The organism is Mesorhizobium prunaredense, from assembly GCF_900156895.1.
Lineage (GTDB): Bacteria > Pseudomonadota > Alphaproteobacteria > Rhizobiales > Rhizobiaceae > Mesorhizobium > Mesorhizobium prunaredense.
Map to the genome: position 1 here is coordinate 7,040 of NZ_FTPD01000082.1, position 13,027 is coordinate 20,066.

General features: G+C 63.6%; 12 protein-coding genes. 7 read left to right on the top strand and 5 right to left on the bottom strand.

Annotated elements, in window-relative coordinates:
• Positions 1–144: 144 nt before the first annotated feature.
• Together BQ8794_RS32825 and BQ8794_RS32830 are read right to left on the bottom strand one after the other, a co-directional pair.
• On the bottom strand, positions 145–1,386 hold the full coding sequence (locus tag BQ8794_RS32825) for a D-Ala-D-Ala carboxypeptidase family metallohydrolase (RefSeq protein ID WP_077383887.1): 1,242 nt from the start codon (positions 1,384–1,386) through the stop codon (positions 145–147).
• A 213-nt stretch (positions 1,387–1,599) separates the two neighbouring features.
• Positions 1,600–3,432, bottom strand: a complete 1,833-nt coding sequence (locus BQ8794_RS32830; RefSeq protein ID WP_077383889.1) for a PHA/PHB synthase family protein — start codon at positions 3,430–3,432, stop codon at positions 1,600–1,602.
• Positions 3,433–3,604: 172 nt separating this feature from the next.
• Here BQ8794_RS32830 and BQ8794_RS32835 point away from each other — a divergent pair, with 172 nt between their 5' ends.
• From BQ8794_RS32835 to recJ, 5 genes are all read left to right on the top strand, one after another.
• Positions 3,605–3,925, top strand: a complete 321-nt coding sequence (locus tag BQ8794_RS32835; protein ID WP_342189016.1) for a hypothetical protein — start codon at positions 3,605–3,607, stop codon at positions 3,923–3,925.
• A gap of 79 nt (positions 3,926–4,004) precedes the next feature.
• Positions 4,005–5,222, top strand: a complete 1,218-nt coding sequence (locus BQ8794_RS32840; protein ID WP_077383891.1) for an LL-diaminopimelate aminotransferase — start codon at positions 4,005–4,007, stop codon at positions 5,220–5,222.
• A gap of 47 nt (positions 5,223–5,269) precedes the next feature.
• The gene (locus BQ8794_RS32845; protein WP_077383893.1) at positions 5,270–6,583 is read left to right on the top strand and encodes a homoserine dehydrogenase; all 1,314 of its coding nucleotides are present in this window, start codon (positions 5,270–5,272) and stop codon (positions 6,581–6,583) included.
• 142 nt (positions 6,584–6,725) lie between these two features.
• The gene (gene glpX, locus BQ8794_RS32850) at positions 6,726–7,709 is read left to right on the top strand and encodes a class II fructose-bisphosphatase (RefSeq protein WP_077383895.1); all 984 of its coding nucleotides are present in this window, start codon (positions 6,726–6,728) and stop codon (positions 7,707–7,709) included.
• Between the two features lie 61 nt (positions 7,710–7,770).
• Positions 7,771–9,555, top strand: a complete 1,785-nt coding sequence (gene recJ, locus BQ8794_RS32855) for a single-stranded-DNA-specific exonuclease RecJ (RefSeq protein ID WP_077384129.1) — start codon at positions 7,771–7,773, stop codon at positions 9,553–9,555.
• 43 nt (positions 9,556–9,598) lie between these two features.
• On the opposite strand, the gene BQ8794_RS32860 is transcribed toward recJ, so the two are convergent.
• The 3 genes from BQ8794_RS32860 to folE all read right to left on the bottom strand — a co-directional run bounded on the left by BQ8794_RS32860 (position 9,599) and on the right by folE (position 11,896).
• A complete protein-coding gene (locus BQ8794_RS32860; protein WP_077383897.1) occupies positions 9,599–10,567 on the bottom strand; it encodes a patatin family protein in 969 nt (322 codons plus the stop codon).
• A gap of 84 nt (positions 10,568–10,651) precedes the next feature.
• Positions 10,652–11,122 (bottom strand): phosphoribosyl-AMP cyclohydrolase, encoded by a 471-nt coding sequence (hisI, locus tag BQ8794_RS32865; RefSeq protein ID WP_077383899.1) that lies wholly within the window; start codon positions 11,120–11,122, stop codon positions 10,652–10,654.
• Between the two features lie 138 nt (positions 11,123–11,260).
• Entirely contained in the window at positions 11,261–11,896 is a 636-nt protein-coding gene (gene folE, locus BQ8794_RS32870; RefSeq protein ID WP_023801043.1) for a GTP cyclohydrolase I FolE, read from the bottom strand.
• 240 nt (positions 11,897–12,136) lie between these two features.
• On the opposite strand from folE, the gene BQ8794_RS32875 reads away from it, so the two are divergent.
• Both BQ8794_RS32875 and yidD read left to right on the top strand, forming a co-directional pair.
• Complete coding sequence (locus BQ8794_RS32875) at positions 12,137–12,583, top strand: iron-sulfur cluster assembly scaffold protein (protein WP_077383901.1); 447 nt, start codon at positions 12,137–12,139, stop codon at positions 12,581–12,583.
• A 7-nt stretch (positions 12,584–12,590) separates the two neighbouring features.
• On the top strand, positions 12,591–12,968 hold the full coding sequence (yidD, locus tag BQ8794_RS32880; RefSeq protein WP_077383903.1) for a membrane protein insertion efficiency factor YidD: 378 nt from the start codon (positions 12,591–12,593) through the stop codon (positions 12,966–12,968).
• Positions 12,969–13,027: the final 59 nt, after the last annotated feature.

Consider the following 13,027-nt stretch of genomic DNA (forward strand, 5'->3'; position numbering starts at 1 on the left):
GCGGCGGACCGATCCGGCTTTGAGCCGTAACCGAAGCCACCGCCTTCAGGCGGTGGAGCATTCACCCCGGTTCGACGCGGCACCGCATGCCGTCGTGATACGGCGCATTGCGGACGTTGCATTAAACGAGGGAAGAACCAGCCGTTACCGCCGCCGACGGCAGCGCCAGTTCCAGTCGCGCTCGGGACCGACGTCGATGTGGACGGATTCGGTATGGCAGTAGGTGCCGACGCCGCCGCGCCCTGGCATGCTGCGGATGTAGCTTGCCAGTTGCGCTTTCGAGACGCCTGGAACCTGGATGTCGGCGGCGGCGCAATACATGTGCAGCGAATTCTTGGCGCCGTTGGCGCGGCGGTTGCGGGCCGGATCACGATAGCCGGAGGTGACGATCATCTTCTTGCCGTAGTGGCCCTCGATCGTCTTCAGCACGCGGACCAGCGAAGGTTTCAGGCAGGCAACGTCGACATTCTCGGTCTGCTTCAAAAGACCGTTGGGCGCCAGCCGGGCAAGACCGGGAGCGTATGCCACCTGATAGGCGCCGCCTTCATCCTCGTTCAGATCGACGTCGCTGTCGTCGTCGAGGCCGGATTTGCGCTTGATCTCGAAAAGTGCGGTCTTGCGCACGCCAGGCAGTGCGTCATCGGTGAAATGGCTGGTATCGCCGAGTGAAGCCAGTTGCACCGGCTTTTCAGCCGATTTGGCCGAGGCCAGGGTGATGGCGGGTTTTGCCGCCTTGGGCTGCGCGGCCTTGGGCTGCGCCGCCGTCGGTTGCTCGCCCGACCTGTTGTTGGCCTGCGGGGCAGGTGCTGCCGAGGCGGGCGTGGCGCTGAACAAAGAGGCGAGGAACCCCTTTTTCTTCGGCGCATAGGCCTGCGGCTCTGCGGCGGTCACATAGACCGGGTTGTTCATCGCCGGCGCGGCGGAGTTCGGCGCGGTCGTGCCGGCATCGGCGGTTTTAGTCTTCTGCGCAGCAGCATCGGCCTGTTCAACCGTCTGCGCCGCCTGTGGCTGCGGTGTCTGGCCCGCAGCCGTCTCTGCGCCCGCTTTAGCCGGGACGGGGAAGCCGGCATCGGACTTGGCGCCTCCCTGGGGGGCCTGCGCCCCTGGCTTGGCCGCTGGCACATAAGCGACCTGCTCGGGAAGGCTTGCGTCGCCCTTGGCGGTCATCGTCATTTGTGAAGTCGTCATCTGCGACGACGAACCAGTGGTGACCTGTTGGGTGCCGGAGGCCGTGTCCGTAGCCGAGGCATTGTAGCCGGGCATGCCGACGGACAGGGACGGGTCACCGGCCGAGGTGCAGGACGCCAGGAGCACGGAGAAAAGCGCGGCCGCAATGGCACGGCTTTCTCCCTTCGCGAGGCGCGATCCTGCTGATTTCAAAACCAAATTCCCCCTCGATGTCCGGTCGGTACTTCATTGGCGGCACCGAAACGTCTCGCCGCAATAAACCCTTGTCCCTGAACGGAAACGAGACCTGTGTCAAATCCGCAAGCCCCAGAGTAATTCGACGGCTAGAGAAGAATCGGGAGTGCTTAAGGGTTGACGACACCATTTCGCCCTCTTTTAGCGGCGCGTCAACTCACCACACATTACAGAAGGTTACACACGCACCTTGACATAGGTGCCTGGCGCATCGCCCAGGGTTTTCATGTGCTTGCCGGGTTTGCGGGCCGGCACGCGGGTGTCGTCCTTGGCCTCGATCCAGCGTTGCCAGTGCGACCACCAGGAGCCGGGATGGTTCGTGGCCTTGGCGAGCCACTCGTTGAAGTCGCCCGCTGGCTTGCCGCCGGTCCAGTAGTGATATTTCTGCGCCGCCGGCGGATTGACGACGCCGGCGATGTGGCCGGAACCGGCCAGGACGTAGTCGACCTCGCCACCGAAATATTTCGAACCGAGGAACACCGAAAGCGCCGGCGCGATATGGTCTTCCTTGGAGGCGAGGTTGTAGACCGGGATGGTGACATCCTTCAGCGATACCACGCGGCCGGCCAGTTCCATCTCGCCTTGCGAAAGTCTGTTCTCGAGATAGCAATTGCGCAGGTAGAAGGAATGGTTGGCTGCGGCCATGCGGGTCGAATCGGCGTTCCAGTAGAGCAGGTCGAAGGGCAGGGGATCCTTGCCGCGCATGTAGTTGTTGACGACGTAGGGCCAGATCAGGTCGCCTGAGCGCAGCATGTTGAAGGCGGTCGCCATCTTGGTGCCGTCGAGATAGCCTTTCTCGTTCATCGCCTTTTCGACGGCCGCGACCTGCTCCTCGTCGACGAACACTTTCAGGTCGCCGGCATGGGTGAAATCGACCTGGGTGGTGAAGAAGGTGGCCGATTTGATGCGGTGGTCGCCTTCCTGCGCCAACAGCGCCAGGGCGGCCGCCAGAAGCGTGCCGCCGACGCAATAGCCGACGGCGTTGACGTCCTGTTCGCCGGTGGCCTTTTCGATCGTGTCCAGGCCGTATTGCAGGCCCTCCCTGATATAGGCCTCCCAGCTCTTGGTGCCGTGCCGCTCGTCCGGGTTGATCCAGGAGATGACGAAGACGGTGTGGCCCTGCTCGACGGCCCAGCGGATGAACGATTTTTGCGGGTTGAGGTCGAGAATGTAGAATTTGTTGATCCATGGCGGACAGATCAGCAGCGGCCGCTTGAGCACGGTCTCGGTCGCCGGATCATATTGCAGGATCTCGGCGACGTCGCTGCGGCCCACCACTTTGCCGGGTGTCGTGGCCAGGTTCTTGCCGATCTCGAAGGACGAATAGTCGGCCTGCCTCAGTTTCAGGTCGCCCTTGCCGGCGGCGATGTCCTCGGCCAGCATCTTCATGCCGCGCACCAGGTTTTCGCCATTCGAGGCGATGGTCTCGCGAAACAATTCCGGGTTGGTCAGGATGAAATTCGACGGCGAAATGGCGTTGGACACCTGCTTGACGTAGAAACCGGCCTTGTGGCGGGTGTGCTCGTCCAGGCCGTCGGCGTGCTCGACCAGGTCGTTCGCCCAGCGCGAGGTGACGAGATAGGCCTGCTTGAGGAAATCGAAGAAAGCGTTGCGGCCCCATTCCGGGTCCTGGAAACGCTTATCGCCGGGCTCGGGCTTGACCGCGTCTTCGTCTTCGCCGCCGTCGCTGAGGCGCTGGATGGAGTTGGCCCAGACGGTCATGTAGCCGGAAAACAGCCGCGTTTGCGCCTCCAGCGCGCGCTGCGGATCGGAAAGCCAGTATTCGCTGAGCTTGGAGAAGGTTTTCACCATGTCGACGACCGGCTCGGCGACATGATCGCGCACGTCGCCTTTTTCGCGCGGCTCGGCCCATGCCGAAGCCGCCTTGCCGGCCTGCTCGATCATCCGGGCCATGTTCAAGGCGAAGCGTTCCGGGTCCTTGACCAGATATTGCTCGACGGTCGAAGGCCGGTCATCTTGCGCTTTGCCCGAATCGGGTGTTTTGGACATGGTTCGCAGGGTTCCTCCCGAAGCGTTTTCTTGACATAGTATCATGGCACATCCGACGGGGTCCAACGCGCTCTATCTCGGCTGCCAAGGAAACAATATGACGATTAATATTGGCAAAACTGTTTTTTCTGGCATTGGTCGTTTTTACCGCACAGGCGCGGCGGTCGTCTTTTTGGCGATCGCCGGCTGTTCGAGCACCAACATCGAGGGCGCCACGCCTGTCGCGGCTACCGACGGGCCGAAGAACACCGGCAGCTATCCGAACCTGAATATCCCGCCGCAGGCGGCGGCGGAGCAATTCACCGAGGCGGAAAAGAACGCCAAGCTCGCCCAGTTGAAGGCGGAGGCACAGGCGCAGGGCTCAAAGGGCGGCGCGGTCAAGGTCGCGAACCCGGCGGCGGCGCTGAACACATTGGCGAAGCAGCACGGCGCCGATGCGCTGAAGGAGATCGAAGCCAAATGCGATCCCGCCCTCGACCCTGCATGCAAATAGGGTTATATCGCGCGACCGACAACCATCCTTGCCAAAGACCACTTTGACCGTCTGGAATTGACCCACCACTGGAAATGACATGGAAGAATTTCACAAGGTCCGCCGGCTTCCGCCCTACGTCTTCGAGCAGGTCAACCGGCTGAAGGCCAGTGCCCGTTCGCGCGGCGCCGACATCATCGACCTTGGCATGGGCAATCCGGACCTGCCGACGCCCAAGGCCATCGTCGACAAATTGTGCGAGGTCGTGCGCGACCCGCGCACGCATCGCTATTCGTCGTCGCGTGGCATTCCGGGCCTGCGCCGCGCCCAAGCCAATTATTATGCCCGCCGTTTCGGCGTGAAACTCGACCCGGACACGCAAGTGGTGGCGACGCTGGGCTCGAAGGAGGGCTTCGCCAATATGGCGCAGGCCATCACCGCGCCCGGCGATGTGATCCTGTGCCCAAACCCGACCTATCCGATCCACGCTTTCGGCTTCATCATGTCGGGCGGCGTCATCCGCTCGTTGCAGGTGGAACCGGACGACGGCTTCATTCCGGCGCTGGAGCGCGGCATCCGCCATTCGATCCCGAAGCCGCTGGCATTGATCCTCAATTATCCGTCGAACCCGACGGCGCAGGTCGCCTCGCTTGATTTCTACAAGGAGGTGGTGGCCTTCGCCAAGAAGAACGACATCATCATCCTGTCTGACCTTGCCTATTCGGAAATCTATTTCGACGGCAATCCGCCGCCCTCGGTGCTGCAGGTGCCCGGCGCGATCGACGTGGCGGTCGAGTTCACCTCGATGTCGAAGACCTTTTCGATGCCCGGCTGGCGCATGGGTTTTGCCGTCGGCAACGAGCGGCTGATCTCGGCGCTGACGCGGGTGAAATCCTATCTCGACTACGGCGCCTTCACGCCGATCCAGGTGGCGGCCGCGCATGCGCTCAACGGCGACGGCGCCGATATCGCCGAAGTGCGCGACATCTACCACAAGCGCCGCGACGTCATGGTCGACGCCTTCAGCCGCGCCGGCTGGGTCGTCCCGGCGCCGGCGGCGTCGATGTTCGCCTGGGCGCCGATCCCGGAGCCGTTCAAGCATCTCGGCTCGCTCGAATTCTCCAAGCTTCTGATCGAGCACGCCGACGTGGCGGTGGCGCCGGGCGTCGGCTTCGGCGAGCATGGCGACGACCATGTGCGCATCGCGCTGGTCGAGAACGAGCACCGGATCCGGCAGGCGGCGCGCAACATCAAGCGCTTCCTGGCGTCCAGCGCCAAACAGCCCAACAATGTGGTGCCGCTCGCCGCGCATCGTTGAGTTGCCTGATACCACATCGACCAAATTCTTGAGAGGCGTCGCCGGACATGGCTGAAGCGTTGCGTGTTGGAATCGCCGGTCTCGGCACCGTCGGCGCGTCGGTGGCCCGCGTGCTGCGCGACAAGGCGGCGGAACTGACGCGGCAATGCGGCCGCGAGGTCGTCGTGTCGGCCGTTTCGGCCCGCGATCGCAAACGCGACCGCGGCGTCGATCTCGGCGCGGCCAAGTGGTTCGACGATCCGGTAGCAATGGCGCAGACCGCAGAGATCGATGTCTTCGTCGAGCTGATCGGCGGCGACGAAGGGCCGTCGCATGCATCCGTGAAAGCGGCGCTTGAAGCCGGCCGCCACGTCGTCACCGCCAACAAGGCACTGCTCGCCAAGCATGGCGTGGCGCTGGCCGAGACCGCCGAGAAGAAGGGTGTACTGCTCAATTACGAGGCGGCGGTGGCGGGCGGCATTCCGGTCATAAAGACGATGCGCGAGGCGATGGCCGGCAATTCGGTGACCCGCGTCTTCGGCATCCTCAACGGCACCTGCAACTATATCCTGACCCGCATGGAAGCCGAGGGCCTGTCGTTCGACGCCTGCCTGAAAGATGCGCAGCGGCTGGGCTATGCCGAGGCCGACCCGACCTTCGACATCGAGGGCCACGACACCGCGCACAAGCTGTCGATCCTGACCAGCCTTGCCTTCGGCACGAGGATTGCCGCCAACGACATCTACATGGAAGGCATTTCCAACATCAGCCAGGCCGACATCCGCGCGGCCGGCGATCTCGGCTACCGGATAAAGCTGCTCGGCGTCGCCCAGCGCACGGAAAGCGGTATCGAACAGCGCGTGCACCCGACCATGGTGCCGACGGCCTCGGTCATCGCGCAGGTGCACGGCGTCACCAATGCGGTGGCCATCGAAACCGATATCCTTGGCGAGCTTTTGCTCTCCGGTCCGGGTGCCGGCGGCAACGCCACTGCATCGGCAGTGGTCGGCGACATTGCCGACATCGCCAAGAGCCGGCCCGGCTTCCAGCACGGTCCGGTGTTCGGCCTGCCGGCGAAGGAATTGCGTCCCTACAAGAAGGCGCAGATGCGCAGCCATGCGGGCGGCTATTTCATCCGGCTGACCGTGCATGACCGCATCGGCGTCTTTGCCGCCATCGCCAAGCGCATGGCCGACAACGACATTTCTTTGGAATCGATCGTGCAGCACGCCGCCGGGCCGGATAGCGCCTTGCAGAAAACAGTGATTCTCGTCACCCACGAGACGACGGAAGCGGCTGTCCGCAAGGCCGTCGACGGCATCACCAAGGACGACCATCTGACCGACAAGCCGCAGGTCATCCGCATCGAGCGGGCGGAATAGGCATATCTCTTTTCTCATTCAATCGATTGATATCGTTGTGTTTTCAAAAAAGACCCGCAGAGGTCTTGCTGTTGTCATGGAGCTTTGACACAACCGGCGCGCCTCCGGCGGGAGGCAATGTGCCAACGAGGATTGTCCACCGATGAATGTTGCCCAGAACATCGTCGCCGGCCTTGACCGGATACTCACCATGGAACTGGTGCGTGTGACCGAACGGGCCGCCGTTGCGGCAGCCAGATTGCGCGGACGCGGCGACGAAAAGGCTGCCGACCAGGTCGCGGTCGACGCGATGCGCGAAGAGCTCAACCGCCTCGCCATCAACGGCACGGTGGTGATCGGCGAAGGCGAGCGCGACGAGGCGCCGATGCTCTATATCGGCGAACAGGTCGGTTCCGGCAAAGGCCCGGCGGTCGATATTGCGCTCGATCCGCTCGAAGGCACGACGATCTGCGCCAAGAACCTGCCCAATGCATTGGCGGTCATCGCCATTGCGGAAAAGGGCAGCCTTCTGTTCGCGCCCGACGTCTATATGGACAAGATCGCCATTGGCCCGGGTTATGCGGACGGCGTCATCGACATCGATGCCGCGCCGGCCGAAAACATCGCCAGCCTGGCCAGGGCCAAGGGCGTGGCGGTGTCCGAGATCACCGCCTGCATCCTCGACCGGCCGCGCCATGGCGCGCTGATCGAGGCGGTGCGCGCCACGGGCGCTGCGATCCGGCTGATCGGCGATGGTGACGTCGCCGGCGTCATCCACACCACCGATCCGGACGAAACCGGCATCGACATCTATCTCGGCACCGGCGGCGCGCCGGAGGGTGTGCTGGCGGCGGCAGCACTACGCTGCACCGGCGGCCAGATGCAGGGGAGGCTGATCCTCGACACGCCGCAAAAACTGGCACGCGCGGCGAAGATGGGCATCCTCGATCCGAAGCGGGTCTACCGCGCGCAAGACATGGCGCGCGGCGACGTGCTGTTCGCAGCAACCGGCGTGACCGACGGCAACATGCTGGCCGGCGTCAAGTTCGGCCGCAATTCCATCACCACGCATACGATCGTGTTGCGCTCGTCGTCGCGCACCGTGCGCGAGATCAAGGCCAGGCACCAGGATCTGGAAAAGTTTTGATTCCCGACTCGGCTGGCCGTCGCATATTGTGAGCAATGACAATCCGCAGACGGCGCGTCGCATGACGGGCGAAAACCGTATCTTCCTCGATGTCAGGCAGTCGGCATCAGGTGTTTCCTGGGAACACCGGTTGACCGAGCGGCAGGACATGACCGCGCTTGCCATAGCGCAAGGCTATGGCGTGCCGGACATCGTTGCGCGCGTGCTTGCCGGGCGCGGCGTGACCTCCGAGCAGACCGAGCGGTTCCTTGATCCGACCATCCGGGATCTTTTGCCGGACCCGGCGTCGCTGACCGACATGGCCAAGGCCGCCGCCCGCATCGCCGGGGCAGTCGTTGCCAGGGAAAAGGTGGCGATCTTCGGCGACTACGATGTCGATGGCGCGGCCTCGTCGGCGCTGCTCAAGCGGTTCCTCACGCATTTCTCGGTGCCTGCGGAGATCTACATACCGGACCGTATCTTCGAAGGGTACGGCCCCAATCCGGAAGCGATGCGCGAACTCGTCTCGCGCGGCGCGACGCTGATCGTCACCGTCGATTGCGGCACCAACAGCGCCGTATCCATCGACGCGGCGAACGCTGCCGGCGCCGATGTCGTGGTGCTCGATCACCACCAGCTCGGCGGTCCGTTGCCGGCAGCGGTTGCGGTCGTCAATCCCAATCGCGAGGACGACCTTTCGGGGCAGGGCCATCTTTGTGCCGCCGGCGTCGTCTTCCTGGCGCTGGTGCAGACGGCGAAGATCCTGCGCGGCCGGTTGCCGGATGCCGCACCGCCGGACCTGCTCGGCTTGCTCGACCTCGTTGCCCTGGCGACCGTTTGCGACGTGGTGCCGCTGACCGGGGTCAACCGCGCCTTCGTCGTCAAGGGACTGCAGATCGCACGCCAGCAGAGGAACGAAGGATTGGCGGCATTGGCGCGGGTCTCGCGCATCGGCGAGCCGGTCAGCACCTTTCATCTGGCCTATTTGATCGGCCCGCGCATCAATGCCGGTGGGCGCATCGGCGACGCAGCACTCGGCAGCCGCCTGCTTGCCACCGACGGCCCCGTCGAGGCCCGCACCATCGCCGAGACGCTGGACCGGCTCAATCAGGAGCGGCAGCAGATGGAACTGGAAATGCTGGCCGCGGCACGCGTCGAGGCCGATGCCGAGCTTGCCGGCGGCAATGGGCCAGCCATCGTCGTCACCGCCAGCTCCAACTGGCATCCGGGCATCGTCGGCCTGCTGGCCTCGCGGCTCAAGGACCATGCGCGCCGGCCGGCTTTCGCCATCGCCTTCAACGCCAATGGCGTCGGCACGGGGTCGGGCCGTTCGGTGTCGGGCTTCGATCTTGGCCGGCTGGTGCGCGAGGCGGCCATTGCCGGGCTGATCGTCAAGGGCGGCGGCCATGGCATGGCGGCCGGCATCACGGTGGAGCGGGCGAAACTTGGCGCACTCAGGGCCTTCTTCGAGGAACGAGCGGCGGCCGAGGTGTTCCGGCTGCAAGGCGAGGAAAGCCTGGCGATCGATGGCGCGCTGGCCGCTGAGGGCGCGACGCTTGGCCTTCTCGACGCACTGGAGAAAGCCGGCCCGTTCGGCGCCGGGCATGTCGCACCGGTGTTTGCGCTGCCGCGCCATCGCCTTGCCGATGCGAGGCCGGTCGGCACCAATCACATCCGCGCCGAGTTGCAGTCGGAAAGTGGTGGGCGCATCCAGGCGATCGCGTTTCGCGCCGTCGATACGGCGCTCGGCGAATTCCTGTTCAAGAACAGGGGCAAGCCGGTGCATGTCGCCGGTTCGCTGTCAGGCAATCACTGGAACGGCAACCGCACGGTGCAGTTCCGCATCGTCGATGCCGCGCGCGCCTGAGGTAGCTTCCGTTTTCTGCGCGGACCTTCAGTTCGGTCGCGCTTCAGGCCAGAACCGTCTGCAGGCGGACCAACTCGTCGATCTGGGCCATTGTCACCTGATAGCCGATGCGGATCGCCTCGTCGGCGCGGTGGAATTCGGTCAGGCCGATATGGCTGAGTTTCGGCTGCAGCGACATATCAGGCGGGTCGCCGGCAAGACGCGCCCGCGAAATGCGATCCTGGATGATGTTGAAGGCTTCGACCATAACCCCGGTAATGCCGAGCCGTGTCTGGTACTGGTGCCCTGTGTCGATCAGGCCGGGCCTTGGCGCGTCCTTCTCGACGAGCAGTTCGCCGGCGCTGTGCTTGATGACGGCGGCGCGGCCGAACAGATCGTAGTGAAGGTTCACCGCGACCACGAGCGGCTGCTCGTAGGCGCGGCAGACCGAGACCGGGACCGGATTGACCAGCGCACCGTCGACCAGAACGCGTCCATTGCAACTGACCGGTTCGAACACGCCGGGCAGGGCGTAGGAGGCGCGCATGGCGGTGATCAGCGAGCCGCCCGACAGCCAGATTTCATGGCCGGTGCGGATCTCCGTGGTGACGCAGACGAAAGGCTTGGGCAGATCTTCGAAACGGACGCCGGCCATGTGCTCGCGCAGCCGTGCATCGAGCTTCATGCCGCCGAACAGTCCGCTGCCGCGCAGGTTGAGATCGAGAAGACCAAAAATGCGCCGCTTGGTCAGGCTTCTGGCGAATTCTTCCAGCTCATCCAGCTTGCCGGCAAGGTAACAGCCGCCGACCAGCGCGCCGATCGAGGTGCCGGCGATCATCGACACTTCGATGCCGGCTTCGTCGAGCGCGCGCAGCACGCCGATATGGGCCCAGCCACGCGCGCAGCCGCCGCCCAGCGCCAGCGAAATGCCTGTTTTCCTGGCGGGGCTCTTTTCGGATGCACCGGCGGACGATGACAGGCCATTGGCCTCTCGAACGTCCGGTCTGTTGCGCGATGACGCCCATTCGAGCATCACAATCTCCCTTGTCCCACGGCCAACATAAAGGCTGGCTGTATCGAAATCATGAATATACGAGGCTGCAGTTCGGCGAATGGTTCAAATGGATGGTTCATGGGGCTTTCGATACGTTTCTTGCGCATCGAACAGCGGCTTGCTGCCATCGCTGGCAAGCGTCCCCTTGCCGTCGATCAGTCCCACCGTCCGATAAAAGCAGGAACGCCGGCCGGTGTGGCAGGTTGCGTCGTGGCCCATCACTTTGACGCGCAGCCATATTGCGTCCTGGTCACAATCCGTGAGCATCTCGACGATTTTCTGGACATTCCCGGATGTTTCGCCCTTCTTCCACAGAGCGCTGCGCGAGCGCGACCAGTAGTGGGCGATGCCGGTTTCCAGCGTCAGCGCCAGCGCCTCGGCGTTCATATGCGCGACCATCAGCAGCATGCCGTCTTCGGCATCGGTGACGACGACGGTGACCAGGCCGCCGGCATCGAAGCGCGGCGAAAAGACCGTGCTTTCTTCCAGTGTTTTCTTGTCTGATGGAGCTTTCGGAAATTCCACTGCCGACATCGCCGGTCCTTGTTCAGAGCCTCGTCCAGTCCGATCGGATCGGAATGGGCGAGGCTCTGTCTTGTTGTTTGGCCATGATCTGATCCGAGAACCGGTTCTCATTTCTCGCGATCATGGCTGGCGGCCGGCGAGGCTCGTTCAGCCCCTGCCGCCGCGCACCATGGTGACGAAACGGACCTGTTCCTCGGGCGTGTCCTTGAAGACGCCGGTGAAGGTCGAGGTCAGCGTCGTGGAGCCTTCCTTGCGGATGCCGCGCATGGCCATGCACATATGCTCGGCTTCGAGCATGACGGCGACGCCGCGCGGATTGAGCACATCCTGGATGACGCCGGCGATCTGTGCGGTCATCGCTTCCTGGGTTTGCAGGCGCTGGGCAAAGATATCGACGACGCGGGCGATCTTGGACAGGCCGACGACCTTGCCGTCCGGCAGATAGCCGACATGCGCCTTGCCGATGATCGGCACCATGTGGTGCTCGCAATGCGAATGGAACGTTATATCCTTGACCAGGACAAGGTCGTCATAGCCGGCGACCTCCTCGAAGGTGCGGCCGAGTTCTTCGGCCGGGCACTTGTCGTAGCCGCCGAACATTTCGCGATAGGCCTTCACCACACGCTTTGGCGTATCGACCAGGCCCTCCCGGTCCGGATTGTCGCCGGTCCAGCGCAACAGCGTGCGAACCGCGGCCTCGGCTTCGGCTTCGGTCGGCCGGTCGGTGACCGGCTTTTCCATATAGGCGGAAGGGGGCATGAATTTCTTGATGACGGCATCCATAAAGGCGTCTCCCGTAGTTCCCCTCTCAGGAGGAACGAGTTGAACGGACCACGACCTTTCGGGTGTTAGAAACGTGCCCTGTTTCCAGCCCGTAAGCGGCGTGAAGTGATTTGAGCAGGGACGCGGTTGTCGGTTGCCTTGTCCATACCCGAGTACCAGCATTATATATGATCGTTGCGAGCGAAAGGAAGGCCGTCTGCGGCAATCGCTGTTCGCTCGGCGGCGACGGATTGGAAAAATATGATCGACGACGTCTACAATGCGAAAATTCTGGGATTTGCCGGGAATATCGCGCGGATCGGCCGGCTCGACCATCCCGATGCAACCGCGCGCGCGCATTCCAAGCTGTGCGGCTCGACGGTGACCGTCGATCTGAAGATGGATGACGGCATCGTCACCGATTTCGCCCATGACGTCAAAGCCTGCGCGCTTGGCCAGGCGTCGTCCTCGATCATGGCGCAGCATGTCGTCGGCGCCAGCGCGGACGAATTGCGCAGCGTTCGCGAGACCATGCTGAAGATGCTGAAGGAAAACGGCGCGCCGCCGGAGGGCCGCTTCGCCGACCTCAGATATCTCGAACCGGTGCGCGACTACAAGGCGCGACATGCCTCGACCATGCTGACCTTCGATGCGGTGGTCGACGCGATCGGCCAGATCGAGAAGAAGCGCGCCGAACAGGCGGCCTAGTCGTCAAATGGCGACGGATCACACCCATCAGACGCCGCGATACACACGCAACTGGCCGGGCCCCTGGCGCAAGACGCCCGGCCGAATCCTCGGCACCTCGCTCGTGCGCTTCTACCAGCTGACCCTGTCCGGCTTTGTCGGCAATTCCTGCCGGCATTTGCCGACCTGCTCCGAATACGCGCACGAAGCGATTGCCCGCCATGGGCTATGGGCCGGCGGCTGGATGGGTTTTTTCCGTGTGCTGCGCTGCGGGCCGGGCGGAACGCATGGCATCGACCGGGTGCCGGAGGTGCTGACTGAGCGCTATGTCTGGTTCACGCCCTGGCGATATTGGCGGATCGGAAAAAAGAGCAGTGATCCGGAAACCGATGCCGGTGGGGCGTAAGCTCTGGCAAATAGAGCAGGATCTTTACGATTTGCTAGGGTTAACCGCACGTTGCGCAT